Raw genomic sequence first — 26,024 nt, forward strand, 5'->3', positions numbered from 1 at the left:
CATTGCCATCGATGGATGCAATGAAGGTAACCCGCCAGTAACAAAGTGGTAATCCCAGCCGCTACCTGCCGCCGTGATATGGCGGTAAATCGGTTGCCGCTGCCGGCCGCCGCGACGAGAGTGATCGGCATGACGTACTGACGAACCGCCTCGGCCTTCAGAGAAGCAACTCCTCGCAGAAGAGAGCGTTCGTGCAGTCCACGTCTGCAACCGTCAGAGTCTTCGCCGCGCCCGGCTCCTGGATCGAGTCCGGCGCCGTCGACCAGTGCCACCAGGTGGCCGCCCTCCCCGGCATGACCCACGTCGCCGGCATGCCCGACCTGCACCCCGGCAAGGGCGCCCCGATCGGCGCCGCGATGGCGTCGACCGTGCTCTACCCGCTGCTCGTCGGCTCCGACATCGGCTGCGGCATCGCCGTCTTCCCGCTGCGGCTCAAGCGGGTCGTGCCGGAGCGGATCGCGGCCCGCTTCCCCGACCTGGACGAGCCGCTCGATCCCGCCGACCTGCCGGACACCGACATCCCGGCCGGCTACACCGACAGCCTCGGCACGGTCGGCCGCGGCAACCACTTCGTCGAACTGGCCCGGGTCGACGCCGTTCTCGACGCCGCGCACGCCGGCCGTCTCGGCATGGCCGCCGGTGACGTGGTCCTGATCGTGCACAGCGGTTCGCGCGGTCTCGGCGAGCGGATCCTGCGGGCACACACCGAGCGGCACGGCGCCGGGCCCGCCCCGGATCCGGGCGCCTACCTGGCGATGCACGATGCGGCCGTGCGCTGGGGGCATCTGAACCGGCGGCTGATGGCGGAGCGGGTCGCCGCGGCCCTCGGCGCCGAGATCGGTGAGCCGATCGTCGACGTCTGCCACAACTCGGTCGAGGTCCGTGACGGCGTCTACCTGCATCGCAAGGGCGCGGCGCCGGGCGACGGCCGGGACGTGCTGATCGCCGGCACCCGCGGCACGCATTCCTACCTGGTGGCCGCCCACGCCGGCCCGGAGGCCGGGCACTCGGTCGCGCACGGCGCGGGACGCAAGATGTCCCGGGCGGATGCGCTGCGCCGCGGCAAGGCCAAGCACACGGTGGAAGAGCTGCGGCGTACGCCCGTCGGCTCGCTTGTCGTCTGCGGCGACCGGCAGCTGCTGTTCGAGGAGGCGCCGACCGCGTACAAGCGGATCGAGCAGGTGATCGGCGACCTGGTCAGGCACGGTCTGGCCACCCCGGTCGTCACCACGGTGCCGGTGGTCACGTACAAGACCGCCGACCTCGGTCCGCGCCGCACCGGCCGGCGTTGAGCAACGCTCAAGATCACATTTGCCGGCTGTTGCCGCCCCGCTGCCGACCGTGGTCCACTGGCATCCGGCCGGGTCCAACAGTGGGCCCGCCGCAACTGGGGCGGGGTATGCGGGGAGAACGCGGCCCAGGCAGATCGGGGCCGCCGTCGGCGTTCCCGGCGCTTCCACGCACCCTGGTCCGGCGCCCGCGGCTGGAGGCTCAGCTGGACGAGGGGGTGCGTGGCACCCTCACGCTGGTCCGGGCCGGCGCCGGCTGGGGCAAGACCGTGCTGGTGGCGGCGTGGGTGCGGGACCGCCCCGAGCCGGCCGCCTGGCTCTCCCTGACGGAGCGGCACAACGACGCCGTGGTCCTGCGGGACGAGCTGCAGGCGGTTCTGTCGCCCGGCGCGTCGCTGCTGGTGCTCGACGATCACCACCGGCTCCGGGACCCGGGCGCGATCGCCGTGCTGGAGGCGGTGCTGCGCGACCCGGCACACCGGTTGTCCACGGTGCTCGTCGGCCGCGGCGAACCGGCACTGCCCACCCACTGCTGGCAGGCCTCCGGTGAATTGACCGTGATCGGCCCGGCCACCCTGGCGTTCTCCACTTTCGAGGTGGCCGAACTGCTGCCCGTCACCGGCGATCCGGCTGCGATGGTGGCGCGTACCGGCGGCTGGGCTGCCGGGCTGCGACTCGGCGACGAGCCGGAGTCCAGCGCGGTCGCCGACTTCCTGGACGGCGAGGTGCTCGCCGGCCTGCCCGAGCCGGCCCGTCGGCTCCTGCTGCGCACCAGCGTGCTGCGCCAGGTCCCGGCCGCGCTGGCCGCCGAACTGGCCGAGGAGCGGCACGCCGCACGGATCCTGGAGGGGCTGGTCCGCGCCGACGCCTTCGTCCGGCCCGACCCGGAGACGCCCGACCAGTTCCGCTACCACCCGCAGATGCGGACCACGCTGCTGCACCGCCTGCATCGTGACCATCCGGGGCTGGCGCCGGACCTGCACCGGCTCGCGATGCGCTGGTACGTCACCCGTCAGCTCCCCCAGTACGCCCTGGACCACGCGGTGGCCGCCGAGGACTGGCCGGCGCTCGGCCGGATCGTGGTCGAGTCGGCGGCCCCGCTGATCGTGACGGCGGAGCGGGCGAAGCTCTTCGCCGTCGTGCAACAGGTTCCGCCGGAGGCCTTCAGCCTCACTGCCGAGCTGGCCGTCTGCGGCGCACTGCGGCTGGTCAGTGAAGGCGATCACGGGGCGGTGCCGGAGCAGCTGGCCCGCGTCGATCGTCTGCTCGCCGGGCGGCGGAAGGCGGACCGGCTGATGGTCGAGACCGCGGCGCGCCTGCTGGACGCGACCGTCGTTCGCCGGGTGCGCGGCGAGATGCCGAAGCTCATCGAGCAGACCACCCGCATCCTGCGCCGGCTGGCGACGGTCCGGCTGGAACAGCTGCCGGCCGCCCACCACTACCGGGCGATCGCGATCGCGAACCAGGGTGTCGGTCTGTTCTGGGCCGATCGGGCCGACGCTGCCGAGCGCGATCTCTGGGCCGGGTTGAGCGCCGCACGAACGGCCGGGGTGGGGCTGACCGAGATCAACACTCTCGGGCATCTCGGTGCGCTCGCCTTCCTGCGCGGTTCCCTGCACGAGGCACAGGAATACGCCGCGGACTGCCGGAGCCTGGCCGAGGAGTACGACCTGACGGCCACTCCGCAGGCGACCACAGCATTCCTGATCGAGGCGCTGATCGCGGTGGAGCGTGACCAGGTGAGCGAGGCCGAGGAGGCGTTGCGGCTGGCACTGCACCTGGATGCCTATCCGCACGAGGCGGCGACGGTGATGCTCACCTGCCTGGTTCGCGCCCAGGTCCGGCTGGCCCGGGACGAGCCGGAGGGCGCCCGGGAGGTTCTGCGGCAGGCACGCCGGGACCGGCCCGCGAGTCTCGACGCGCCGCTGCTCGACCGCTGGCTGGAACGTACCCGGTCGGAGGTGGACCTGGCGCTCGGCGAGCCGGCCCGTGTCGTCAGCCGATACGCCGGGGCCGAGGGGCGCACCCTGAACCCGGCGGAGCAGGTGTGCCTGGGGCAGGCCTACCTGGCCATGGAGAACCGCGCCGAGGCGGAGATCCGGTTCATCCGGGCGGCCGACGGGGGAGACGTCGTCTCCGCGGTCGCCGCCTGGATCGGGATCGCGCTGCTGGCCGACGCGTACGGACAGAGTGCCCGGTCGCTGGACGCGATTCGCCGGGCGGAGACGCTCGCCGGGCCGGAACGGATCAGCCGGCCGTTCCGCCGGTTCGGCGGCGGCCGGGTCGCGTCGCTGGTCGAACGCCGGCAGTGGCTGACGGCCGACCCGGTCCCGGGGGTGCCCGCCGGATCGGACCCGGCGCCGCCGCTGCCCGAGGAACTCAGCCCGCGGGAGATCGAGGTGCTGCGGTTCCTGCCCACGGTGCTGACCGCCGGGGAGATCGCGGACAGCCTCACCATCTCGGTCAACACTGTCCGGGCGCACATGCGGGCCATCTATCGCAAGCTCGGTGCGGCCCGGCGCCGGGAGGCGGTCGTCCTCGCCCGGGAGCACGGGCTGCTGTAGAGCGATAGGGTCGGGTTCGTGGCTGTCTTCCGAGATGCATCGACAATCCTGTACGTCGAGGACCTGCCCGCGGCCCTGGAGTTCTACCGGGACCGCCTCGGGTTCGCCGAGACCTACCAGTTCCCGCCGGACGGGCCGGCCGCGTTCGTCGCCCTGGAGCACGGCATCTCCCTCGCCGCGGTGAACGACGGGGAGAACGGTTCGCACGGGCTGCCGATCAAGATGCGGGTGGGCCGGCCGTTCGAGTTGTGCGTCTACACCGACGACGTCGATCAGGCGGTCGAGGAGTTGCGGGCGGCCAAGGCGCCGGTGCTCGCCGAGCCGGCCGACCAGCCGTGGGGCGAGCGGATGGCGTACGTGGCTGACCCGGACGGCAATCCGGTGATGATCTGCGCGCCGCTGGAGGCGGGTTCGTGAGCGTCGAACTGTTCGCCGGGATCTCGGTGAGCGACTTCCCGGCCGGGCTCGCCTGGTACGAGAAGTTGTTCGGCGGGCCGCCCGCCTTCCTGCCGAACGAGGTCGAGGCGGTGTGGGAGGTCGCGGAGCACCGCTTCGTCTACATCGAGCACCGGCCGGCGCACGCGGGACACGGGCTGACCACGCTGTTCGTCGAGGATCTGGACGCGCGGGTGGCCGGGATCGCGGAGCGCGGCCTGGAACCGGGGAAACGGGAGACCTACGAGAACGGGGTCCGGAAGATCACCTATTACGACCCGGACGGCAACGAGATAGGCCTGGGCGGCGGGCCCGTCGAGTAGCGACACAGGGCGGCGGCAACCCGAACCGGTGCCGCCGCCGCACCCCGTACCCGTGCCGGGCCGCAACAGCCCTCATAGTGAGGACGCGATGACCACCCGGCCAGGTTGCACCTGTAACAGGAATTTCACACCCGAGCGGCTGCGCCCACCGCGCGGCGCACGATCTCGCGGATCTCGGCGTACGGCACCGGGGTGGTGGCCAGCGTCTTGTGGATGACCAGACCCTCGATCAGCGCGTCCACGCCACGGGCCGTCGTCGGGTCGACGAAGCGTTCCAGCACGGCGCGGCTCGTACGCATCCAGCTCTCGGTCACCTCGCGCAGGCCCGGGTCGCGCAGCGCCGCCAGGTAGAGCTCGTAGGAGATCGCCCAGTCCTGCGAGTCCGCCCCGGCGTTGCCGTGGATCAGGTCGGTGACCGCGTCGACCAGCTGGTCGTGCGTGCGTACCCCCTCGAAGTGCGCCGCGTAGGCGACCGACATCCGCTCGGCGTGCCGGCGGAACGCCTGGGCGCGCAGGTCGTCGAGGCCGCTGAAGTGGTAGGTCAGCGAGCCCAGCGGCACGTCGGCCGCGGCGGCGATCAGCCGGTGGGTGGTCCCGGCGACGCCGTGCTCGGCGATCACCCGGATGGTGGCGTCGACGATCCGGTCCTTGCGATCCGGATCGTGCCGCCGCGCCCGCCGAGCGCCGCGCTCCGAGCCGCTGCGGCCCTCGGGCGACGGCGCCGGACCGGGCACTGCGGGAAGGGTGGTGTTCACAATTCGCGGATCGCCCGGGCCGGTGAGCCGACCGCCACCACGTTCGCCGGTAGGTCGCGGACCACCACCGAGCCCGCGCCGACCACGGTGTTCTCGCCGATCGTCACGCCCGGGCAGACGATCACGCCGCCGCCCAGCCAGACGTTGTCGCCGATCACGATCGGCTTGGCCGCCTCCCACTTGTCCCGGCGCGGGCCCGGCTCGAGCGGGTGGGTGGCGGTGAGCAACTGAACGTTCGGCCCGATCTGCACGTCGTCGCCGACGGTCACGGTCGCGACGTCCAGGATGACCAGCCCGAAGTTGGCGAACGAGCGGGCCCCGAAACTCGTCTGGTAGCCGTAGTCGCAGTGCAGCGGCGGGCGGATCTCGCTGCCCTCGCCGAATGAGCCGAGCAGTTCGGTGAGCAGCTCGCGACGCCGGTCGTAATCGGTCGGATCGATCGTGTTGATCTCGTGGCTGAGCCGCTGGGCGTGCGCCAGCTCCTTGGCGATCTCCGGGTCGTCGGCGATGTACAGCTCGCCGGCGAGCATCCGCTCGCGCATGCTCTTCTCACTCACGGTCATGTGTACAAACGTACGTGGAAGAGGGTGTTGTCGTTGACCCTTGACCCGGACTTCAGCGCGCGCGTAATCTGTCCGTAACTCTGAAACGTTTCATGAGCGATCTCGAAGGACCGTCATGACCAACCCCGCAGTCTCCGAACTGATCGCCCGGTCGAACCGCCTCGGCGCCGATCCGCGCACCACCAACTACGCCGGCGGCAACACCTCCGCCAAGGGCGCCGAGACCGACCCCGTGACCGGCGCGCCGGTCGAGCTGCTGTGGGTCAAGGGTTCCGGCGGCGACCTCGGCACGCTCACCGAGGCCGGCCTGGCCGTCCTGCGCCTGGACCGGCTGCGGGCGCTGCCGGGCGTCTACCCGGGTCTGGAGCGCGAGGACGAGATGGTCGCCGCGTTCGACTACTGCCTGCACGGCCGCGGTGGCGCCGCCCCGAGCATCGACACCGCCATGCACGGCCTGGTCGACGTCGCGCACGTCGACCACCTGCACCCGGACGCGGGCATCGCGATCGCGACCGCCGCCGACGGTCCGGCGCTGACCAAGGAGATCTTCGGCGACCGGGTGGTCTGGGTGGACTGGCGCCGTCCCGGCTTCCAGCTCGGCCTCGACATCGCCGCCGTGCAGAAGGCGAACCCGCAGGCCATCGGCGTCATCCTGGGCGGGCACGGGATCACCGCGTGGGGCGCGACCAGCGCCGAGTGCGAGGCCAACTCCAACGAGATCATCAACACCGCCGCGGCCTATCTGGCCTCGCACGGCCGCAGCGCGCCGTTCGGCGCCACTGTCCATCAACCCCTCCCAGCGGAGGTACGCCGTGAGCGCGCCGCCGCCCTCTTCCCGGTGATCCGCGGTCTCGCCTCCACCGACCGCCCCCAGGTCGGCCACTTCACCGACAGCGACGTGGTCCTCGACTTCGTCGGCAGCGAGCGCCTGGCCGAGCTGGCCGCCCTCGGCACCTCCTGCCCCGACCACTTCCTGCGCACCAAGGTCAAGCCGCTGGTCGTCGACACCGCCCCGGACGCCCCGCTCGAGCAGGTCGTCGCCCGGCTCAAGGAGCTGCACGAGGCGTACCGCGAGGACTACCGCGGCTACTACGAGCGGCACGCCACCGCGGACAGCCCGGCGATCCGCGGCGCCGACCCGGCGATCGTGCTGGTCCCCGGCGTGGGCATGTTCTCCTTCGGCGCCAACAAGCAGACCGCCCGGGTGGCCGGCGAGTTCTACGTCAACGCGATCAATGTGATGCGCGGCGCCGAGTCGGTCTCCCGCTACTCGCCGATCGACGAGTCGGAGAAGTTCCGGATCGAGTACTGGGCTCTCGAAGAGGCCAAGCTCCAGCGCATGCCGAAGCCGAAGCCCCTGGCCACCCGCGTCGCGTTCGTCACCGGCGGCGGTTCCGGCATCGGCCGGGCCATCGCGCTGCGGCTCGCCGCCGAGGGCGCCTGCGTCGTGGTCGCCGACCGGGACGCGGCGACCGCCGAGACGGTGGCCCGCGAGATCGGCGGCACCGACGCGGCGGTCAGCGTGACCGCGGACGTCACCGACGCTGCCGCGGTCGAAGCGGCGCTGCGCGAGGCCGTGCTCGCCTTCGGCGGCGTCGACCTGATCGTCAACAACGCCGGCCTGTCCATCTCCAAGCCGCTGCTGGAGACCACCGAGCAGGACTGGGACCTGCAGCACGACGTCATGGCGAAGGGCTCGTTCCTGGTCGCCAGGGCCGCCGCCCGGGTGCTCATCGAGCAGGGCATGGGCGGCGACATCGTCTACATCTCCAGCAAGAACTCGCTGTTCGCGGGCCCCAACAACGTCGCCTACGGCGCCGCCAAGGCGGACCAGGCCCATCAGGTCCGGCTCCTGGCCGCAGAGCTGGGGGCGTACGGGGTACGCGTCAACGGCATCAACCCGGACGGTGTGGTGCGTGGCTCGGGCATCTTCGCCGGTGGCTGGGGCGCGCAGCGGGCGGCCGTCTACGGCGTGCCGGAGGAGCAGCTGGGCGAGTTCTACGCGCAGCGCACCCTGCTCAAGCGGGAGGTCCTGCCGGAGCACGTGGCCAACGCGGTCTTCGTGCTCACCGCGGGCGAGCTGTCGCACACCACCGGCCTGCACGTTCCCGTCGACGCGGGTGTCGCCGCGGCGTTCCTGCGATGAGTAAGGCGTTTGCCGCGGTCGACCTCGGCGCGTCCAGCGGGCGCGTCGTGGTCGGCCGGTTCGGCGACGGGGTGTTCGATCTGGACGTGGTGCACCGGTTCCCGAACGAGCCGGTCCGCGTCGGCGGGACGCTGCACTGGGACATCCTGTCGCTGCACCGCGGCATGCTCGATGGGCTGCGCGCGGCGGGGCCGGTGAGCAGCATCGGCATCGACTCGTGGGCGGTGGACTACGGATTGATCGACTCCAGCGGGGCGCTGCTCGGGAATCCGGTCCACTACCGGGACTCGCGTACCGACGGGATCGCTGCGCGGGTGGGTGAGCTCTATCCGGTGAACGGGCTGCAGACCCTGCCGTTCAATACCGTGTATCAGCTGGTCGCGGCGGCGGGGACCCCGCAGTACGAGATCGCGCGGCACCTGCTGCTCATCCCGGACCTGCTCGCCTACTGGCTGACCGGGGAGATCGGGGCGGAGTACACCAACGCCTCGACGACCGGGCTGCTCGATGTGCGTACCCGGGATTGGTCCGCTTCTCTCGTTGCTGAGCTCGGCCTGCGTGCCGAGCTGTTGCCGCCGGTGCGGCAGCCCGGCGAGCGGATCGGGTTCTTCAACGGCACGCCCGTCGTGGCCGTGGGCTCGCACGACACGGCCTCCGCGGTCGTCGGGGTGCCGGCGAGCGGCAGCGACTTCGCGTACATCTCCTGTGGAACCTGGTCGCTGGTCGGCCTGGAGCTGGACGAGCCGGTGCTGACCGACGCGTCGCGGCGGGCCAACTTCACCAATGAGGGTGGCGTCGACGGAACGTTCCGGTACCTCCGGAACGTCATGGGGTTATGGCCGTTGCAGGAGTGCCTCCGCGAGTGGGGCTCACCCGATCTTCCTTCGCTGTTGTCCGCCGCGGCGGCCGAGCCCGGTCTGGCCTACGTGGTCGACCTCGACGACCCGGTCTTCCTGCCGCCCGGCGACATGGAGGGGCGCCTGCGCAAGCTGGCGGGCCTTCCGGCTGACGCGTCGCCGGCGGTCGTCACCCGGTGCATCCTGGACAGCTTGGCGCTCGCCCACCGTCGTGCGGTGCGCCAGGCCCAGGAGCTCGCCGGCCGTGAGGTCTCCGTCGTGCACCTGGTCGGCGGGGGAGCGCTGAACGAGCTGCTCTGCCAGCTCACCGCGGACGCGTGCGGCCTGCCGGTGCTGGCCGGCCCGGTCGAGGCGACCGCGCTCGGCAACCTCCTCGTCCAGGCCCGCGCCGCCGGCGTGGTCCAGGGCGGATTGGATGCGCTGCGCTCGCTGGTGCGCGAGACTCAACGGATCGTGCGTTACGAGCCGCGCACCTCCGGTGGACCGGCCGCCTGGCAGGCCGCCGCCGCGCGAGCAGGAAGGTGACCCGTGCGGATCGCGCTCTTCGCCACCTGCCTGGCCGACACCCTCTTCCCGGAGGCGGCCAAGGCGACCGTGCTGCTGCTCGAGCGGCTCGGCCACGAGGTGGTCTTCCCGGCCGAGCAGACCTGCTGCGGCCAGATGCACGTGAACACCGGTTATCAGGCCGCCGCGCTGCCGCTGGTGAAGCGATACGCCTCGGTCTTCGACCCGTATGACGTGATCGTCGCGCCGTCCGGGTCGTGCGTCGGGTCGATCCGGCACCAGCACTCCATGGTGGCCGCGGCCTACGGCGACGCGGGTCTCGCCGCCCGGGCCGCCGACGTGGGCTCGCGCACCTACGAGCTGTCCGAGCTGCTCGTCGACGTGCTCGGCGTGGAGGACGTGGGTGCGTATTTCCCGCATCGGGTCACCTACCACCCGACCTGCCACAGCCTGCGGATGACCCGGGTCGGGGACAAGCCGCTGCGGCTGCTGCGGCAGGTCCGCGGGCTGGACCTGGTGGAGCTGCCGGCGGCCGAGCAGTGCTGCGGGTTCGGCGGCACCTTCGCGATCAAGAACGCGGAGACGTCGACCGCGATGCTCGCCGACAAGATGACCAACATCGTCTCCACCGGCGCGGACGTCTGCACCGCCGGCGACGCGTCCTGCCTGATGCACATCGGCGGCGGCCTGTCCCGGCTGCGCACCGGCGTGCGGACCGTGCACCTCGCCGAGATCCTCGCCTCCACGGAGTTCACTTCATGAGCACGTTCCTCGGGATGCCGGCGACCGCACCGCGCGGCGTCGGGCACCTGCGCGGCGACCAGACGTTCCCGAGAGCGGCGCACGACGCGCTCGGCAACTCCCAGCTGCGGCGCAACCTGCGGCACGCGACCACGACGATCCGCGGCAAGTCCGGCAAGGTGATCGCCGAGCTGCCGGACTGGCAGGAGCTGCGCGACGCCGGCTCGGCGATCAAGGCCGACGTGATGGCCCGGCTCCCGGAACTGCTGGAGGAGCTGGAGGCGCGCGTCACCGAGGCCGGCGGCGTGGTGCACTGGGCCGCCGACGCGAACGAGGCCAACGAGATCGTGACCCGCCTGGTCCGGGAGACCGGCTCGTCGCGGGTCATCAAGGTGAAGTCGATGGCCACCCAGGAGATCGGGCTCAACGAGGCGCTGGAGGAGGCCGGCATCACGCCGGTCGAGACGGACCTGGCCGAGTTGATCGTGCAGCTCGGCGACGACAAGCCGAGCCACATCCTGGTGCCGGCGATCCACCGCAACCGGTCGGAGATCCGGGAGATCTTCCTACGGGCGATGCCGGGAGTGGATCCCGCGTTGACCGACGACCCACCGGTGCTGGCCGCGGCGGCCCGGCGCTATCTGCGCGAGACGTTCCTGTCCACCGAGGTGGCGGTCAGCGGGGCCAACTTCGCGATCGCCGCGACCGGCACGCTCGGCGTGGTCGAGTCGGAGGGCAACGGGCGGATGTGCCTCACCCTGCCGGACACCCTGATCACCGTGATGGGCATCGAGAAGGTGCTGCCCACCTGGCGCGACCTCGAAGTCTTCCTCCAGCTGCTGCCGCGGGCGTCGACCGGGGAGCGGATGAACCCGTACACGACGATGTGGACCGGGGTGACCCCCGGCGACGGCCCGCAGAATTTCCATCTGGTGCTGCTCGACAACGGGCGCAGCGCGGTCCTCGCCGACACGGCCGGGCGGCAGGCGCTGCACTGCATCCGGTGCTCGGCCTGCCTCAACGTGTGCCCGGTCTACGAGCGGACCGGCGGGCACTCCTACGGCTCGGTGTACCCGGGCCCGATCGGGGCGGTGCTGTCGCCGCAGCTCACCGGGGTGGCCGACAACGCCTCCCTGCCGTACGCGTCCTCGCTCTGCGGCGCCTGCTTCGACGCCTGCCCGGTGAAGATCGACATCCCGTCGTTGCTGGTCCACCTGCGCAACCAGGTGCCGCACCCACCGGCCGAGCGGGCCGCGATGGCAGCCGCCGCCTACACGATGGCCCGCCCCCGGCTGTATGCGAACGCGCAACGCGCCGCCAAGCTGGCCCGGATCGCGGGCCGGCGCGGACGGGGACTGCCGCCGCCGTTCTCCGGGTGGACGGCGGGCCGGGACCTGCCCGAGTTCCCGTCCCAGACGTTCCGCGATTGGTGGGCCGAGCGATGAGTTCCCGCGACCTGATCCTCGGGCGCGTGCGGGCGGCGCTGCGGGACGCGCCGGTCGTCGCCGAGGTGCCCCGCGAGTACCGGCAGGGTGGCCGCGCGGTCGACGTCGAGGTGCTGGTCGACCGGCTCGTCGACTACAAGGCCGAGGTGCACCGGGTGAGTTCGGCCGAGGTGGTGGGTGCGGTGGCTGCCATCGTGGGCGGGGAGGCTGCGGTGCTCGTACCGCCCGGTCTGCCGGAATCCTGGCGCCCCGCCGGCGCCTTCGTCGACGACGACCTCGCGCCGGACCGGATCGCCGCGGCCGACGCCGTGCTGACGGCCGCGGCCGTGGCCGTGGCCGAGACCGGCACCATCGTGCTCGACGCGTCGCCGGACCAGGGCCGCCGGATCATCACGTTGCTGCCGGACGTGCACATCTGCGTGCTGCGCACGGACCAGGTGGTGGCCGCGGTGCCGGACGCGGTGGCCCGCCTGGATCCGCGGCGGCCGCTCACCTGGATCAGCGGGCCGTCGGCCACCAGCGACATCGAGCTGAACCGGGTTGAGGGCGTCCACGGGCCCCGCCACCTGCACGTCCTGCTGGTGGCGGACTGAGCCGGTTCCGGCCTGCTCTACTCACGGCACGGCACGGCACGGCACGGCGTGGCCCAGGCCCGGACCCGGCCGCGATCTCCGCGGGCGGCTCGGCGTCACCGGGGCCATTACCTCGCGGGTAATCGCCTTCGGCCCGGCTCCGGCGTGAGGATCGGTGCCAACGACGCGACACCGAGCTGGAAGGACGAGCCATGACTGCCTACGCCATCGCCCATCTGCGTCCCACGGAGATGAACGAAGAGGTGATCGAGTACATCGATCGCATTCAGGACACCATGGACCCGTTCGGTGGTCGATTCCTGGTGCACATGGCCGAGATCGAGGTGGTCGAGGGGGAGTGGCCCGGAGCTGTGGTGCTGCTCGAGTTCCCGGGCACGGAGGCGATTCGTGCCTGGTATGCGTCGCCGGCCTATCAGGAGATCCTGCCGCTGCGGACCCGGCACATCGAGGGTGATGTGATCATCGTGGACGGGGTTCCAGCGGGGTACGACCCGCGGGAGTCTGCTGCGGCGCTCCGGCAAGGGCTCGCGGCTGCCTGATCCTTCCGGGCGTGGGACTTCGGGCGGGGGCCGGGGTGCTGTTGCGGTCAGGTTCGGCGGCGCGGCGAGGGCCAGGCACTTTCCTGGTCCTGATCTTGGCCGTAGGAACCCGGAGGCGTGGACCAGGGCGAGGGAGTGGGCGCGTTCCAGGGGCCGGTAGCCGACGGGCGCGGACCGTCCGGGTGCGGTGGGGCCGCGTTGTAGGGGTCGCCGGTTTCGCCCCAGGACGGCGGGATCATCGCTGTGCGGGGCCTTGCCTGAGGTGATTGGCCGGTGGCTGTGGGCCAGGAAGGTGCGGCTGCGGTGGTGGGTTCGTGGTTCGGCGCGCGGGGGCCGGTCGCGGCTGGTGGCGTGGCGCTGTAGGGCTCGGGCCCAGCGGCCGTGGGCCATGACGGTACGGCGTCTGCGGTGCGAGGGTCAGCGGCCGTGGGCCATGACGGTGCGGCCTCTGCGGTGCGAGGGTCAGCGGCGGTGGGCCATGACGGTGCGGCCACTGCGGTGCGGGGATCAGCGGCCGGTCGGTAGCCGGAACCGTAGGAAGGCGCGGCGTCTGGCCAGGTGGGCGTGGGGCCGGCCGCCTCGGGCCAGCTGGGTGCCGGGGCGGTGGCTTCGGGCCAGGTGGTGGGGGAGGGTGCGTGGGGGCGGCGTAGCTGGTCGATCGCTACCAGGACGGCGCCGAGCAGGAGGAAGCCGGCGGTCAGCAGGGCGATCCATGTGCCAGCGGCGGTCCAGCCCTGGAAGGTGGGGTCCAGGAACGCGTAGGGGTAGCGGTAGCCGGCGTCGGGGAAGAGGGCGCCGCGGGCCAGGAGCACGGCGGCGTAGCCGAGCGGGTACAGGGTCCACAGCAGCAGGTCACGCCAGCGGACGGCGCCGTACGGGCGGGTCAGCAGCCAGTCCAGGAGGACCATCCCGGGCAGGGCGTAGTGCAGCAGGAAGCTCGACCAGTTCGCCAGCACGACCGGGGTGCCGGCGGTGCTGGTCAGGCCGGGCAATGGGCTCCTGCCGCCGGCCAGCACGAAGTGCAGCACCACGCCGCTCAGCAGGATCCAGGAGAGCACCGCGGCGCGGAGCCGGGGTGCGGCCGCGTCGACCGTGCGGCGGCGGTGCATCCAGAACAGGACGCCGCTGTAGTAGCCGATCACGATGATCGTGCTCTGGGTCGTGTACGCGACGATGTTGTAGCCGGCGCCGTATAGCCCCGTCACCCCGGCGGCCACGATCAGCAGACGCCACCACCACTGCGGGCTCACGTACACGTTCATCTCTTTCATCACCTGGCCTCATCGACAGCTGACTCTCGATGAGGGCTACGCCCGGCGGCGGGTGGCGGTTCGCCGCCGGGCGTGCCAGTAACCGAACAGGTGAATATCTCAGGCGGCGGCGCGGGACGGGGGCAGCGAGCGCAGGAACGCCTCCAGACCGGCCAGGTCGTCGGTGTTGATGTGGTCGACGTCCGCGGCGACGAGCTCACGCCAGACCGCCTCGCGGGCCGGGCCGGGCACGTCGGGGGTGGCCCAGAACCGGACCCGCTGGCCGGCGGCGTGCGCGTCCCGGACGAACTGCCGCAACCTGGCGCGCTCGGCGTCCGGGATCGGGCCGGCACCCTGCCAGGTGAACAGGTTGTTCCAGTTGTCGCTGATCAGCGGGATGAACGAGGCCGGGACACCGGAGTTCAGGTCGGTGCTGCGGCCGTCATAGAACGCGTACCGCACCCGCTGCGCCTGCATCAGCTCGCGCGGTCGGTCACCGCTGACCACGACGGTGACGGCGTCGCGGGACACCCGGCCGTAGCGGTACGAGGTGAGCATCTTCCGGTACGACCGGAGCACCCGGTCCAGCTCGGTGTAGGTGGCCGCCCCGGTGTTCTTGATGTCCACCAGCAGCTGGAGCTTCCGGACCTTGCCCGAGCGGGTCAGCCGGGCGAGCGGATCCAGGTAGAGGCTCTGCAGGGTACGGCCGGGCACCACGTCCTCCGGGTCGTGGGCGACCAGCAGCTCCCCGTCGACCAGGTAGATGTCGGCCTCCACGCTGGTGAACCCGTGCGACAGCGCGTCGAACAGCGGCCGCTCGTGTTCGTAGTCGTTGTGGGCGTGGGCGCGCGTGAGTGGGCGTACCCGATCCCCTGCCTGGGCAGCGGCCGGCAGCAGCGTGACCGTCGCGCTCAGCGCGAGCAGCATGGTGAGGATTCGCCGGATCATTCGTCGCCTCCTGTCATGGGCGTCAATGTCTGACCCGGCTGACGTTAGACAACCCGCGTGAATCAGCAACCACGAGAAACTTCTCGGACGGTGTCCATCTCGCGCGGCCCCGTTCGTAGTGATGACATAGGCACACGAACGAAGGAGCCGATCGTGAAGTACCTGCTGCTGATCAACGCGGACACCGTCGATGAGGCGGGCAAGCCGCCGGGCTGCGAGCCGGCGGACTGGATGGCCTACGACAAGGAGGTCAAGGAGGCGGGGATCTTCGTCTCCGGTGAGTCGCTGGCCGACCTGGTCACCGCGACCAGCGTACGGGTGGACGCCGCCGGCAAGCGGACGGTGACCGACGGGCCGTTCGCCGAGACGCGGGAGGTCCTCGGCGGCTTCTACGTGATCGACGTGCCCGACCTGGACGCCGCGCTGGACTGGGCGGCCCGCTGCCCGGGTTCCCGTGACGGCTCGATCACCGTGCGCCCGGTCGCGGATTTCTGATGGAGTCGGTGGAGGCCGTGTTCCGCGAGGAGCACGGCCGTCTGCTGGCCGCACTGGTCCGCCGCTACGGCGACCTCGACCTGGCCGAGGAGGTCACCTCGGAGGCGATCGAGGCCGCACTGCGGCACTGGCCGGCCGAGGGTGTGCCGCCGAAGCCGGGCGCCTGGCTGATGACCACCGCCCGCCGCAAGGCCGTCGACCGGCTGCGCCGCGATCAGGTGCTGGCCGCGCGGCTCGCGGTGCTCCAGGTGGAGGCCGACCGGGCCGGGCCGGTGCCGGCCCCGGAGTTCGGCGCCGAGCTGCCGGACGAGCGTCTGCAGCTCTTCTTCACCTGCGCACACCCGGCGCTCGCCGCCGAGGACCGGATCGCGCTGACCCTGCGCTGCCTGGGCGGGCTGACCACGCCGGAGGTGGCGCGGGCGTTCCTGGTGCCCACCGAGACCATGGCGAAACGGATCACGAGGGCCAAGAAGAAGATCCGCGAGGCGCGGATCCCGTTCCGGGTGCCGGGCGCGGACGAGCTGCCCGACCGCCTGCCGGTGGTCCTGCAGGCCATCTATTCGATCTTCACCGAGGGGTACGCGGCACAGCGCCCCGACCTCGCCGAAGAGGCGATCCGGCTCACCCGGATCCTGCACCGGCTGCTGCCCTCCGAGCGGGAGATCCCCGGGCTGCTCGCGTTGATGCTGCTGGTCCACGCCCGGCGCGAGGCCCGCGACGGCGGGCTGCTCCTGCTGGCCGAGCAGGACCGGGCGCGCTGGGACCGGGCGATGATCGACGAGGGCCGAGACCTGGTGGTGGTCGCGCTGACCGGCGGGCCGCCGGGGCCCTACGGGGTGCAGGCCGCGATCGCCGCCCTGCACGACGAGGCCCCGGACTTCGCGCAGACCGACTGGCCGCAGATCGTGGCCCTGTACGACGTGCTGCTCGCCCTCACCCCGTCCCCGGTGGTCGCGCTGAACCGGGCCGCCGCGGTGGCGATGCGCGACGGCCCGCAGGCCGGGCTGGACCTGCTCGACTCACTGGCGGGCGAGCCGCTGCTGCGCGGCCACCACCCGTACCTGGCCGCCCGCGCCGACCTGCTGGACCGCCTGGGCCGCCCCGGCGAGGCCCGGCAGGCCTACGAGGCGGCGCTCGGCCAGGCCGGCACGGAACCGGAACGAGCCCTCCTGCGCCGCCGCCTCGACACGCTGTGACCCTGCCTATGTGCGGGGCTCGGTGGTTTCCGGGGCGGCGGCGACCCGCGGGATCGGGGCGTCGAGCTGGCAGTGCCACGGCTGGGTGGGCGGGGCCACCGGGGCGCGGGTCTCGTTGCGGATGGTCAGCGCGGCCAGGACGCCGGCCAGGATGCAGAGGGCGGCGCAGATCAGGGACGCCGTGTGGAAGCCCTCGGTGAACTGGGTGGCGCTCAGGTACGCGCTGCTCGTGATGCCGGCCGCCGCAGGCAGGACCGCGACCGCGATCAGGGCGGCGGCGCGGGCCACGTCGTTGTTGACCGCGGAGGCGACGCCGGCGTGCCGGGCCGGGACGGCGGCCAGAACGGTCGCGGTCAGCGGGGCCACGGTCACAGCCAGACCGAGGCCGAGCACGGTCACTCCCGGTAGCACCGAGGTGAGGTACGAGCCGGTGGCGTCGATCTGGGTGAACAGGGCAAAGCCCAGGCCGACCAGGATCGGGCCGAGGCTCATCTGCAGTTTCGGGCCGATGCGGGCGGCGACCGCGCCGGACCGGGCCGACAGCAGCAGCATGATCACGGTGACCGGGAGCAGCGAGATGCCGGCCTGCAGCGGGGTGTAGCCGGAGACCTCCTGCAGCTGGATGGGCAGCAGGAACAGCGCCCCGCCCATCGCGCCGTAGACGATGAAGGTCACCAGGTTCGTGGCGCTGAACTGGGACGATTTGAACAGGTGCAGCGGCAGGATCGGGGACGGGGCGCGGCGCTCCCAGGCGATGAACGCGGCCAGCAGCAGGACGCCGACCACCAGCGCGGGGATCGACGGACCCTGGATCAGGCCGAAGGTGAGACCGACCAGGCCGAGGGTGACGAGTACGCCGCCGGTCACGTCGATCTGACCGGTGGCCTCCGGGTCGCGCGACTCCGGGATGTGCCGCCGGGAGATCAGCACCACGGCGAGGGCGATCGGCAGGTTGATCGCGAAGATGTACCGCCAGGACGCGGTCTGGATCAGCCAGCCGCCCAGGAACGGGCCGATCGCGCTGGCCACACCGGTCAGGCCGGACCAGGCGCCGATCGCCCGGCCCCGGTCGGCCGGCACGAAGACCGCCTCCAGGATGGCCAGGCTGCCCGGTGTCAGCAGGGCGGCGCCGACACCCTGCAGGGCCCGGGCACCGATCAGCGTCTCCGGGTTCCAGGCCAGGCTGCACAGCAGCGAGGCCAGCGCGAACCACACGATGCCGATGTCGAAGACCCGCCGGCGGCCGTAGCGGTCACCCAGGGCCCCGGCCACCAGCAGCAGGCCGGCCAGCGTCAGGGTGTACGACGTGACCACCCACTGCAGTGTCTCGAGGCCGGTGCCGAACTCGTGACCGATCGCGGGCAGCGCGATGTTCACCGCGGTCGCGTCGATCGAGGCGATCGCCGAACCGCCCACCGTCGCGGCCAGCACCCACCGGCCCCGGCCGGTGTTGTACGTCAGTAACGCCATGGTCGTCTCACCCTTCGTCAGTAACCGAGACAGAGCGGGAACGCAAGGTGTGACATCGACCCGCTGCTTGAGCCCGGCGGTCGCCGGGCGGCCGGGACCGGGCTGGTGATCGCGGGACGCACGGGGAAGAGCGCGTCGCTCGTACCGGAAAGCAGGTTCTCGGGGGAGTGGGAACCGCAACAATCGCTGCATGAGCAAGGCACGCTGGATCGGGGCCGGCATCGTGCTGGCCGGCGCGATCGCCGCAGGCGTCGTGCTGGTGGCCGGCCGGGAGGACGGCGCCCGGAGCACGGCGGTCGTCACTGCGATCGTCGACCGCGGCGCGGTGACCGTGGACGTGGCCACCACCGGAACCGTCGAACCGGCCAGCACCCGCAGCCTCGCCTTCACCGTCGACGGCACCGTGGAGTCCGTCGCCGTCCGCGCCGGGAACCGGGTCAAAGCCGGACAGACCCTGGCCACGCTCGACGACACCGGCTTGGTCGAGGACCTCAGCGACGCGCAGGCGCAGCTCGCCGCGGCCGAGGTCCGGCTGGCGAGCGCTGCTGGCGTCGCCGCGACCGCCACCAGGAACGCCACCGCTTGCGCGCCGGCCACCCAGCCGGTCGTCGTGGTCGCCTGCGCCACCCAGGGCTTCCCGGACACCGGCTCCGACCAGGTGCTCAGCGCGGAACAGGCGGTCAACCGGGCGGCGAAGGCGGTCGACGACGCCGCCGACGCCCTGCGCGGGACGGTGATCAAGGCGCCGATCGCCGGGACCGTGGTGAAGGTGACGGCCGGCGTCGGCGACCAGGTGCGCAGCGGGACGGCGGTGCTGAGCCTGGCCGACACCACCACCATGCAGGTGCGGGCCCGGTTCCCGGAGGCGGATGCCGGATCGCTGGCGGCCGGGCAGACCGCGACCGTCACGCTGGCCGGCTCCGCTCCCGGCTCCGACGTGACGATCGACGCGACCGTGGCGCAGGTCGACCCGGTCGGCACGTCGGACGGCACGCTGGTCCGGTACGGCGTGCTGCTCGCCTTCGCCGACGCCCCCGACGACCTGCTCGTCGGGCAGACCGCGCAGGTCAGGGTCCGCACCGACGAGGTCACCCCGGTGGTACGCGTCCCGTCCACCGCCGTCCACGACATCTCCGGGACCGCCGGGACCGTGCTGGTGCGCAGCGCGAACCGGTCGGAGGAGCGTCCGGTGACCGTCGGGCTGCGCGGCGATCAGTACACCGAGATCACCGACGGGCTGGCCGAAGGCGAGCAGGTCGTCCGTTCCTGGTGAATCCCGGCCCCGAACCGGGCCGCACCGGACATGATGAAAATGTGAAAGCGCTGCCTCGTCCCAGCACGGCGGTGAACGCCCTGCTGGCCCTGCTGATCGTCGGTGCCGTCTGCTGGGGCTGGACCCTGCTGCGGGACACCGACGCGGACACCGGGGCGAACGCGTCCGGGGTGCGCACGCTCACCGCGACCCAGGGCACCGTCACCCGGACCGTGACCGCCGACGGCGCCGTGGAGAGCGCCTCGACCGCGACCGCCACGTTCGGCACCCCGGGCACGGTGACCAGCATCAAGGTGAAGGTCGGGCAGACCGTCGCCGCCGGAACCCTGCTCGCCCGGATCGACCCCGCCGACGCCCAGCGCGAACTGGCGCTGGCCCGGGCCGACCTGGCCGCGGCCACGCACGCCCTGGACCGCGCCGAGGCCGCCGGCACCGACACCACCACCGCGATCACCGCGATGACCCAGGCGGAGCTCGCGGTGGACGCGGCCGAGGCGGCGGTGGCGGGCACCAACCTGATCGCGCCGGTCGCCGGGACGGTGATCGCGGTGAACGGCTCGATCGGCGGGCCCTCCGGCAGCGAGGGTTTCGTGGACCTCGCCGACCTCGGAAAGCTGCAGGTCAGGGCCGCGTTCTCAGAAGCCGCCGCGACCGAGCTCAAGGAGGGGCAGAGCGCGACGGTGGTCTGGAACGCGCTGGAGGGCACCGAGACGACCGGCCAGGTCGTCGCCGTCGACCCGGCCGCGACGAAGAAGGACGGCGTGGTCACGTACGGGGTGGCGATCAGCCTGCCGAACCCGCCGGAGGGCACCCGACCCGGGCAGACCGTCTCGGTCTCGGTGGTCACCGGCAGTGTGGAGAACGCGGTCACGATCAACTCGGCGGCGGTCACCACCATCAGCGAGCGGCGGTCGGTGACCGTGGTGGGCGGCGACGGGAAGCACGAGGTCCGGCAGATCCAGGTCGGGTTGGAGGGGGACGAGGCGTACCAGGTCACCTCGGGTCTGGCCGCGGGCGAGCGGGTGATCGTCCCGACCGCGTCCTCGACCGGCGGGCTCTGAGCATGGCGGTCCTCGACGTGCGGTCGCTGACCAAGGTGTACGGCGACGGCGACACCGCGGTACGGGCGCTCGACGACGTGTCGCTGCAGGTGGAACGCGGCGAGTACGTGGCGGTCATGGGGTGCTCCGGGTCCGGCAAGTCCACCCTGATGAACATCCTCGGCTGCCTCGACAGCCCGACCGCCGGCAGCTACCTGCTGGACGGGGTGGACGTCAGCCGGCTCGACGACGCGCGGCTGGCGACGGTCCGAAACCGGTCGATCGGGTTCGTGTTCCAGGCGTACAACCTGATCCCGCGGACCAGCGCGGTGGCGAACGTGGAGCTGCCGCTGGCGTACTCCGGGATGCGCGCCGCGGAACGCCATCGCCGGGCCATGTTCTCGCTGGACCTGGTCGGCCTCGCCGACCGGGCCGGCCACGAGCCCCACCAGCTCTCCGGCGGTCAGCAGCAGCGGGTCGCGGTGGCCCGCGCCCTGGTCACCGAACCTGCGCTGCTGCTGGCCGACGAACCCACCGGCAACCTGGACAGCCACGCCACCGAGGAGCTGCTGAGCGTGCTCGACGATCTCAACGCGGCCGGCCGCACTATCGTGCTGGTCACCCACGAGGAGGAGCTGGGCGCCCATACCCAGCGGGTGGTCCGCCTGGTCGACGGGACGATCGTGTCCGACGAACGGCAGTTCGCATGAGTCTCGTGGAGGTCATCCGGTTCTCGCTGCGCGGCCTGTACGCCAACAAGCTGCGCTCCGGGCTGACCATGCTCGGCATCCTGATCGGCGTCGCCGCGGTGATCCTGCTGGTCGCGGTCGGCAACGGGTCGGCGCGGAAGGTCGCCGCCCGGATCGAGGCGCTGGGCGCCAACACGCTGACCGTGATGAGCGGCAGCGACCTCTCCCTGGAGATCGCCGAGGCGCTCGACGACCCGGTCCTCGCCCCGGACGTCAGGTCGGTGTCCCCGGTGGTCAGCATGCCGGCGACGATCACGTACCAGGGGACCGAGCACGAGGTGGGCTCGTTCGTCGGCACCACGGCATCCTGGTTCGCGGCGTCGAACTCCCCGGCCGCCGGCGGGGCCGTCTTCAGCGCCGATGACGAGGCGCAAGCCCGCCGGGTCGTGGTGATCGGGCAGACCGTCGCCGAGGAGATCTTCCCCGGCGCCGACCCGGTCGGTAAGCAGGTGACCGTCGGGGGAGCGCTGTTCACCGTGGTCGGGGTGCTGGAGGCCGGTTCGCAGGGCACCGACGACACTGCTGTTGCCCCGCTCGCCGCCGTCCGGCACGTGCTCGCCGGGTACGGGCCACTCAGCTCGATCCTGGTCGAAGCGGCCGACTCCCGGCGGGTGGACGTCGCGCAGGCCGAGGTGGCGACCATCCTGAATCAGCGGCTGGCCGCCGGCTCGTACCGGATCCAGAACGCCGCCCAACTGCTGGAGACGCAGTCCGACACCGCCGACACGTTCACCAAGCTGCTCGGCGCGGTCGCCGCGATCAGCCTGCTCGTCGGCGGCATCGGCATCACCAACATCATGCTGGTCACGGTCACCGAACGGACCCGCGAGATCGGCATCCGTAAAGCCCTGGGCGCACCCCGCCGGGTGATCGTCACCCAGTTCCTGGTCGAGGCGACCCTGCTCAGCGTCATCGGTGGCGTTCTGGGCGTCGCCGCCGCCGTGCTCGGCAGCCGGTTCGAGATCGTCGGCGTGCAGCCGGTGATCGTGCCCAGCTCGGTGGTGCTGGCCCTGGGCGTCTCGGTGGTCATCGGACTGTTCTTCGGCGGGCTGCCGGCGGCCCGCGCCGCCCGGCTGCGGCCGATCGACGCCCTGCGCTACGAGTGAGGAACGAGTGAGCAGCACTTGCTGGTGGAACCGCACCACGCTGGCCCTGATCGGCGCGGCACTGCTGATCGGCGGGTTCATCGGCGGGATGCAGGTCCAGGAACGCTGGGGGGTCACCACGTCGGTGGTGCCCACCTCGGTGTCCTCGGGCACGTCCGGAACCGTCAAGCTCGTCGATGGCAGCACCTTCTATCTGCAGACCGCGGACGGGGGGACGGTCACCGTGAAGACCAGCGACGCCACCACGGTGAAGGTGGCGCAGCCGGCGGCGCTGTCCAGCCTCACTGCCGGGCAGCAGGTCACCGTGCAGGGCAGCGCGGACGCGGAAGGGGTGGTCACCGCAATCCTGGTGAACGCCGGCTGAGTGCTTGTGCGCACTGTCCATAATCGAGGGTTGTGGAGGCGTACTGGCCGGAGATTCGTGAGGTCGGGGAAGCCGTCGTGCGGACGGCGTACCCCGATGAGCTGGACGATTTCGACGCGGCGGCGGCCTGGTTCCGTACCGCGCCGCGGCCCCTCGCGGACGGCGTCCGCCCACCGGTCGGCATGGGCCTCGAGTTCGCCTCCGTGGTCCCGATCGTGCTCTCCGCGGTGTCGCTGCTGGCCACCGCGGTGTTCAGCAGCGCGGTCGAGGACACCGCGAAATACCTGACCACCGCGACCCGGGAGAAGCTGGCGGCGGCCTTCCGCCGCGGTCCGGCCGTCGAGGCGGCCCCGGAATGGCTCACCCCCGAGCAGGAACGCGACGTGTACCGGCTGATCCGCGAGCGGGCCACGGACCGGCTGCCCGAGGACGAGGCGGACCGGCTGGCCGAGGCGGTGATCGGCGCGCTGCGGCTGCGGCGGGCGCCGTGATCCGGCGGCCGCCCTCCGGAACCCGCGGCCGCTACCTGCTGATCATCGTGGTGCTGCTGCTGGGTGGGGCGTTCGCCGGGTACGTCACCCACCTGCTGGTGTTCGGCGCCGACTGGGCCGGCGTGACATCCGCCTGCCTGTCCTCGGTCGCCGAACTCGTGCCGGGCGAGGCGGTCGCCGAACGCCAGCAGGCTCTGAGCGCCTGCCGCGCGTCGGTCGAGCATCGGCTCGCGCTGTGCTGCGTGGCCGGCAGCCTGCTGACGCTCGCGGTCGCGGCGCTTCTCGCGTGGTTGCTGCCGCGGCGTCTGCTGCGCCGGCTCGGCACGCTGCGGCCGGCGTCCGAAGCGCTGCGCGCCCGGGCCGCCGAGATCGCCGACCAACTGGGCGTGCGCCGGGCGCCGGCGGTCTCGGTGGGGCCGTGGGACCTCAGAGAGCCCTTCACGGTACGCGCGAACGGCACCAACCAGATCGTGCTGCCCCCGGGCGTCCGGCGCCTGCCGGCCGCTCACCTGGATGCCGTGCTGCGGCACGAGACCGCCCACGTCGCCGCCGGTGACGTCACCCTGGTGTGGCTGACCCGTTCGCTGCTGTGGGCGCTGCCGCTGATCCTGCCGGTCCCGCTGGTGGTGGCGGCCTTCACCGGCGGGCTCGGCGACGTGCCGTTCTGGCTCGAGTACGCCGGTCGCGGCGCCCTGCTCTGGGCGGCCGGTTATCTGCTGGCCCGCGGTGTGATGCGCGACCGGGAGCACGAGGCGGATGCGCATGCGGCCCTTGCGGGGTCCGGCCCGGCGCTGACAGCTCTGCTCGGTGCGGCTCCGGCTTTTGCGCCGCTGCGTGCGCGGTTGCGGCGGCTGCTCGCCATGCATCCGTCACCGGTCCGGCGTGCGGCGTTCCTGGATGAGCGGCCGCCCGGCATCCCGGCCGTGATCGCCGTGATCGCGGCGGCGCTGGCCGTCTCGGTCTGGACCTTCGGGGCGACCATCGCTCTCTCTGGTTTCCTCGCCACGCCGCTCGAGCCGTATTCGCAGCTCCTGACCGGCCTGCTGGCCGGCGCGCTGCTCGCGGTGACCTGGGGGCTGGCTCTGTGGCCGCAGTCCCCGGGCGCGCGCCCGCCCCGGGCTGCGATGGCCGGCCTGGCTGTCGGCGTGGGGGTCGGGCTGGTGCTCACCCTCGACCCGAACGCGATGTTCGTCGTGTCCGGTTCCGGTGATGGGCGCGAGCTCGTCTATCTGCCATTGGGGATGGCCGGCGCCGGGGGCTGCACGCTCGCCCTCACCGCTGCGGCCGCGCGCCCCGGCCTCTCGCGGCAGTGGCTGGTCACGGCCGTGCTCAGCGCAGCAGCCTTCGCCGGCGCCCTCTGGATCGGCTCGGTCATGGCCGCCGTGCCGTCGCCGGTGTTCGCCGCGATCGGCCTGCCCGACGGCCTGATCAGCCGGCTCTGGACGGCCGGTTTCCTCGGTACCTGGCGCAACGTCCTGGCCGGCGGCGCGGCTGTCTTCGCCGTCGCGATCGCCGTCAGCCTGGGCCGGCGGGCCGTTCCCGTCGCGGCCACCGGTCTCCTCGCCGGTCTCAGCGCCCTCGCCGTCCGCTGGCTGACCCCACTCAGCACGGTCGAACCCCACCAGGCCGCCGAACGCGACTGGTGCACCGCTGCCGCCGCCGGATTCGCCCTGGTCCTGCTACTGCTCGGCCTGCGCGGCGCAGCCGGCCTCGGCGACGCTCTCCTGGCCGGACCGGTAGCAGCCCTCACAGTCGCGGCCGGGGTGCTGCTGCGCTACCTGCCCGACTTCGAGGACCCACTCTTCTCCGCGTCGATCTACACGTCCCGGGCGCTCTCCATGCTCGCCCTGCTGACCCTGACGGTAGGCGCCGCCGCCGGCCTGATCCCGTCCCGGCCACCCGCACCCGGCCGCCGCGCCTGGCTCATCGCAGTCCTCGGCGCCGCGGTTGCCGCCGCCCTAACGCTCGCGGTGCTACTGCCCGACGGCCTCTTCCTCTCCGCTGCCGACCCGCAGGCGCTGCTGTGAAGTGGCTGATGTTTCCGCAACCCGCGCCACTTCCAGCCGATGACTCTCGCCACGCGGGGCAACCACGCCCCGCCGGACGCGAGGAGCACGGGTGACCACCATCAGCAGCATCTCGTCGGGCCGGGTCTACGTCATGCCCGGGCGCAACGAACGGGTAGACCCCCTGACCCGGGTCGCCGACGCGCTCGACCTCAGTTCGGGCACGCTCAAGGACCAGCTCGACCTGGGCCGCAGCCTCAACGAGATCGCGGCGGCCCGCGGCATACCGCACCACCAGCTGATCAACGCGATCCGCGGCAGCCTCCCGGTCGCCACCGCGGACGCCGGCACGACGGCCGCCAAGATCGCGGCCCAGCGCAGCGCACCCGACCCGGCCGCGCCGCGCGGCGAGAACGCCGGCCTGCGCGACGAGGCCAAGCTGGCCGAGCTCAGCAAACTGCTCGGCATGGCCTCCGCGGACGTCAGCAAGCAGGCCAGTCGCCCTTCCGAGCTGGTCACCCTCTTCAAGGACAAGGGCGTTGACCTGTACGCCCTACGCGACGTCCTGAACAGCGGCGACCTGCTCGACGTGACCGCCTGATCGTCCCGTCCTGCTCGACGGTTCTTTCCTGCTCGACCGTTCCCTTTCTCCTTGACCGCCCCCTTCCTGCTCGACCGTTCCCCTTCCTGATTGACCATCCCCTTCCTGCTTGACCATCCCCTTCCTGCTCGACCGTTCCCCTTCCTGCTTGACCATCCCCTTCCTGCTCGACCGTTCCCCTTCCTGCTTGACCATCCCCTTCCTGCTCGACCGTTCCCTTCCTGCTTGACCGCCCCCGTCCTGCTTGACCTGAAGAAAGGTTGAGGTCCGAGCATGAAGGC

At 72.2% G+C, this 26,024-nt stretch carries 25 protein-coding genes; 20 read left to right on the forward strand and 5 right to left on the reverse strand.

All coding sequences use genetic code 11. The features are described 5' to 3' along the window. Window positions 1-191 precede the first annotated feature (191 nt). The 4 genes from OHA21_RS01470 (at window position 192) to OHA21_RS01485 (ending at window position 4,611) form a co-directional block, all read left to right on the forward strand. A complete protein-coding gene (locus OHA21_RS01470) occupies window positions 192-1,292 on the forward strand; it encodes an RNA ligase RtcB family protein (RefSeq protein ID WP_328469303.1) in 1,101 nt (366 codons plus the stop codon). A gap of 215 nt (window positions 1,293-1,507) precedes the next feature. Then, window positions 1,508-3,853 carry a LuxR C-terminal-related transcriptional regulator gene (locus OHA21_RS01475; protein ID WP_328469304.1) on the forward strand — a complete coding sequence of 782 codons (2,346 nt, stop codon included), beginning with the start codon at window positions 1,508-1,510 and terminating at the stop codon, window positions 3,851-3,853. A gap of 18 nt (window positions 3,854-3,871) precedes the next feature. Next, window positions 3,872-4,270 carry a VOC family protein gene (locus OHA21_RS01480; RefSeq protein WP_328469306.1) on the forward strand — a complete coding sequence of 133 codons (399 nt, stop codon included), beginning with the start codon at window positions 3,872-3,874 and terminating at the stop codon, window positions 4,268-4,270. Then, a complete protein-coding gene (locus OHA21_RS01485; RefSeq protein ID WP_328469308.1) occupies window positions 4,267-4,611 on the forward strand; it encodes a VOC family protein in 345 nt (114 codons plus the stop codon). The genes OHA21_RS01480 and OHA21_RS01485 overlap by 4 nt, the downstream gene beginning before the upstream one ends. 125 nt (window positions 4,612-4,736) lie before the next feature. On the opposite strand, the gene OHA21_RS01490 is transcribed toward OHA21_RS01485, so the two are convergent. Further along, window positions 4,737-5,345 (reverse strand): TetR/AcrR family transcriptional regulator, encoded by a 609-nt coding sequence (locus tag OHA21_RS01490; RefSeq protein ID WP_328469310.1) that lies wholly within the window; start codon window positions 5,343-5,345, stop codon window positions 4,737-4,739. A 17-nt stretch (window positions 5,346-5,362) separates the two neighbouring features. After that, window positions 5,363-5,929: a sugar O-acetyltransferase gene (locus OHA21_RS01495; protein ID WP_328469312.1), complete on the reverse strand. Its 567-nt coding sequence runs from the start codon at window positions 5,927-5,929 to the stop codon at window positions 5,363-5,365. A gap of 115 nt (window positions 5,930-6,044) precedes the next feature. On the opposite strand from OHA21_RS01495, the gene OHA21_RS01500 reads away from it, so the two are divergent. The 6 genes from OHA21_RS01500 (at window position 6,045) to OHA21_RS01525 (ending at window position 12,754) form a co-directional block, all read left to right on the forward strand. After that, complete coding sequence (locus OHA21_RS01500) at window positions 6,045-8,075, forward strand: bifunctional aldolase/short-chain dehydrogenase (protein WP_328469314.1); 2,031 nt, start codon at window positions 6,045-6,047, stop codon at window positions 8,073-8,075. Beyond that, window positions 8,072-9,457 (forward strand): rhamnulokinase, encoded by a 1,386-nt coding sequence (locus OHA21_RS01505; protein WP_328469316.1) that lies wholly within the window; start codon window positions 8,072-8,074, stop codon window positions 9,455-9,457. The genes OHA21_RS01500 and OHA21_RS01505 overlap by 4 nt, the downstream gene beginning before the upstream one ends. A 3-nt stretch (window positions 9,458-9,460) precedes the next feature. Further along, on the forward strand, window positions 9,461-10,198 hold the full coding sequence (locus OHA21_RS01510; RefSeq protein ID WP_328469318.1) for a (Fe-S)-binding protein: 738 nt from the start codon (window positions 9,461-9,463) through the stop codon (window positions 10,196-10,198). Continuing rightward, the gene (locus OHA21_RS01515; protein WP_328469320.1) at window positions 10,195-11,622 is read left to right on the forward strand and encodes a LutB/LldF family L-lactate oxidation iron-sulfur protein; all 1,428 of its coding nucleotides are present in this window, start codon (window positions 10,195-10,197) and stop codon (window positions 11,620-11,622) included. Before OHA21_RS01510 ends, OHA21_RS01515 begins: the two co-directional genes overlap by 4 nt. After that, the gene (locus OHA21_RS01520; protein WP_328469322.1) at window positions 11,619-12,215 is read left to right on the forward strand and encodes a LutC/YkgG family protein; all 597 of its coding nucleotides are present in this window, start codon (window positions 11,619-11,621) and stop codon (window positions 12,213-12,215) included. Before OHA21_RS01515 ends, OHA21_RS01520 begins: the two co-directional genes overlap by 4 nt. Before the next feature lie 191 nt (window positions 12,216-12,406). Next, on the forward strand, window positions 12,407-12,754 hold the full coding sequence (locus OHA21_RS01525) for a DUF1330 domain-containing protein (RefSeq protein WP_328469324.1): 348 nt from the start codon (window positions 12,407-12,409) through the stop codon (window positions 12,752-12,754). A gap of 47 nt (window positions 12,755-12,801) precedes the next feature. Here OHA21_RS01525 and OHA21_RS01530 read toward each other — a convergent pair whose 3' ends face one another. Continuing rightward, a complete protein-coding gene (locus OHA21_RS01530; RefSeq protein ID WP_328469326.1) occupies window positions 12,802-14,016 on the reverse strand; it encodes a Pr6Pr family membrane protein in 1,215 nt (404 codons plus the stop codon). A 108-nt stretch (window positions 14,017-14,124) separates the two neighbouring features. Further along, complete coding sequence (locus OHA21_RS01535; RefSeq protein WP_328469328.1) at window positions 14,125-14,952, reverse strand: phosphatidylinositol-specific phospholipase C/glycerophosphodiester phosphodiesterase family protein; 828 nt, start codon at window positions 14,950-14,952, stop codon at window positions 14,125-14,127. A gap of 153 nt (window positions 14,953-15,105) precedes the next feature. Here OHA21_RS01535 and OHA21_RS01540 point away from each other — a divergent pair, with 153 nt between their 5' ends. Continuing rightward, window positions 15,106-15,447 (forward strand): YciI family protein, encoded by a 342-nt coding sequence (locus tag OHA21_RS01540; protein ID WP_328469330.1) that lies wholly within the window; start codon window positions 15,106-15,108, stop codon window positions 15,445-15,447. Next, on the forward strand, window positions 15,447-16,643 hold the full coding sequence (locus OHA21_RS01545; protein ID WP_328469332.1) for an RNA polymerase sigma factor: 1,197 nt from the start codon (window positions 15,447-15,449) through the stop codon (window positions 16,641-16,643). The genes OHA21_RS01540 and OHA21_RS01545 overlap by 1 nt, the downstream gene beginning before the upstream one ends. Before the next feature lie 6 nt (window positions 16,644-16,649). Here the strand turns inward: OHA21_RS01545 and OHA21_RS01550 are convergent, their stop codons facing one another. Continuing rightward, on the reverse strand, window positions 16,650-18,113 hold the full coding sequence (locus tag OHA21_RS01550; RefSeq protein WP_328469334.1) for an MFS transporter: 1,464 nt from the start codon (window positions 18,111-18,113) through the stop codon (window positions 16,650-16,652). A gap of 190 nt (window positions 18,114-18,303) precedes the next feature. Here OHA21_RS01550 and OHA21_RS01555 point away from each other — a divergent pair, with 190 nt between their 5' ends. The 8 genes from OHA21_RS01555 to OHA21_RS01590 all read left to right on the forward strand — a co-directional run bounded on the left by OHA21_RS01555 (window position 18,304) and on the right by OHA21_RS01590 (window position 25,743). Next, complete coding sequence (locus OHA21_RS01555) at window positions 18,304-19,386, forward strand: efflux RND transporter periplasmic adaptor subunit (protein WP_328469336.1); 1,083 nt, start codon at window positions 18,304-18,306, stop codon at window positions 19,384-19,386. A gap of 41 nt (window positions 19,387-19,427) precedes the next feature. Further along, window positions 19,428-20,447: an efflux RND transporter periplasmic adaptor subunit gene (locus OHA21_RS01560; protein WP_328469338.1), complete on the forward strand. Its 1,020-nt coding sequence runs from the start codon at window positions 19,428-19,430 to the stop codon at window positions 20,445-20,447. A 2-nt stretch (window positions 20,448-20,449) separates the two neighbouring features. Then, complete coding sequence (locus tag OHA21_RS01565) at window positions 20,450-21,136, forward strand: ABC transporter ATP-binding protein (protein WP_328469340.1); 687 nt, start codon at window positions 20,450-20,452, stop codon at window positions 21,134-21,136. Then, window positions 21,133-22,281 (forward strand): ABC transporter permease, encoded by a 1,149-nt coding sequence (locus OHA21_RS01570; protein WP_328469342.1) that lies wholly within the window; start codon window positions 21,133-21,135, stop codon window positions 22,279-22,281. The genes OHA21_RS01565 and OHA21_RS01570 overlap by 4 nt, the downstream gene beginning before the upstream one ends. A 7-nt stretch (window positions 22,282-22,288) precedes the next feature. Continuing rightward, window positions 22,289-22,645 (forward strand): hypothetical protein, encoded by a 357-nt coding sequence (locus tag OHA21_RS01575; protein ID WP_328469344.1) that lies wholly within the window; start codon window positions 22,289-22,291, stop codon window positions 22,643-22,645. A gap of 32 nt (window positions 22,646-22,677) precedes the next feature. Next, on the forward strand, window positions 22,678-23,136 hold the full coding sequence (locus tag OHA21_RS01580) for a hypothetical protein (RefSeq protein WP_328469346.1): 459 nt from the start codon (window positions 22,678-22,680) through the stop codon (window positions 23,134-23,136). After that, a complete protein-coding gene (locus OHA21_RS01585) occupies window positions 23,133-25,163 on the forward strand; it encodes a M48 family metalloprotease (protein ID WP_328469348.1) in 2,031 nt (676 codons plus the stop codon). The genes OHA21_RS01580 and OHA21_RS01585 overlap by 4 nt, the downstream gene beginning before the upstream one ends. A gap of 91 nt (window positions 25,164-25,254) precedes the next feature. Beyond that, a complete protein-coding gene (locus tag OHA21_RS01590) occupies window positions 25,255-25,743 on the forward strand; it encodes a hypothetical protein (RefSeq protein ID WP_328469350.1) in 489 nt (162 codons plus the stop codon). Window positions 25,744-26,024: the final 281 nt, after the last annotated feature.

Source organism: Actinoplanes sp. NBC_00393, assembly GCF_036053395.1.
GTDB lineage: Bacteria > Actinomycetota > Actinomycetes > Mycobacteriales > Micromonosporaceae > Actinoplanes.

Excerpts from the sequence above, each read along its gene's own strand:
- OHA21_RS01495 (WP_328469312.1), bottom strand. The coding sequence starts at position 5,929 with ATGACCGTGAGTGAGAAGAGCATGCGCGAGCGGATGCTCGCCGGCGAG.
- OHA21_RS01500 (WP_328469314.1), top strand. The coding sequence starts at position 6,045 with ATGACCAACCCCGCAGTCTCCGAACTGATCGCCCGGTCGAACCGCCTC.
- OHA21_RS01505 (WP_328469316.1), top strand. The coding sequence starts at position 8,072 with ATGAGTAAGGCGTTTGCCGCGGTCGACCTCGGCGCGTCCAGCGGGCGC.
- OHA21_RS01515 (WP_328469320.1), top strand. The coding sequence starts at position 10,195 with ATGAGCACGTTCCTCGGGATGCCGGCGACCGCACCGCGCGGCGTCGGG.
- OHA21_RS01520 (WP_328469322.1), top strand. The coding sequence starts at position 11,619 with ATGAGTTCCCGCGACCTGATCCTCGGGCGCGTGCGGGCGGCGCTGCGG.
- OHA21_RS01525 (WP_328469324.1), top strand. The coding sequence starts at position 12,407 with ATGACTGCCTACGCCATCGCCCATCTGCGTCCCACGGAGATGAACGAA.
- OHA21_RS01530 (WP_328469326.1), bottom strand. The coding sequence starts at position 14,016 with ATGAACGTGTACGTGAGCCCGCAGTGGTGGTGGCGTCTGCTGATCGTG.
- OHA21_RS01535 (WP_328469328.1), bottom strand. The coding sequence starts at position 14,952 with ATGATCCGGCGAATCCTCACCATGCTGCTCGCGCTGAGCGCGACGGTC.
- OHA21_RS01545 (WP_328469332.1), top strand. The coding sequence starts at position 15,447 with ATGGAGTCGGTGGAGGCCGTGTTCCGCGAGGAGCACGGCCGTCTGCTG.
- OHA21_RS01550 (WP_328469334.1), bottom strand. The coding sequence starts at position 18,113 with ATGGCGTTACTGACGTACAACACCGGCCGGGGCCGGTGGGTGCTGGCC.
- OHA21_RS01555 (WP_328469336.1), top strand. The coding sequence starts at position 18,304 with ATGAGCAAGGCACGCTGGATCGGGGCCGGCATCGTGCTGGCCGGCGCG.
- OHA21_RS01565 (WP_328469340.1), top strand. The coding sequence starts at position 20,450 with ATGGCGGTCCTCGACGTGCGGTCGCTGACCAAGGTGTACGGCGACGGC.
- OHA21_RS01570 (WP_328469342.1), top strand. The coding sequence starts at position 21,133 with ATGAGTCTCGTGGAGGTCATCCGGTTCTCGCTGCGCGGCCTGTACGCC.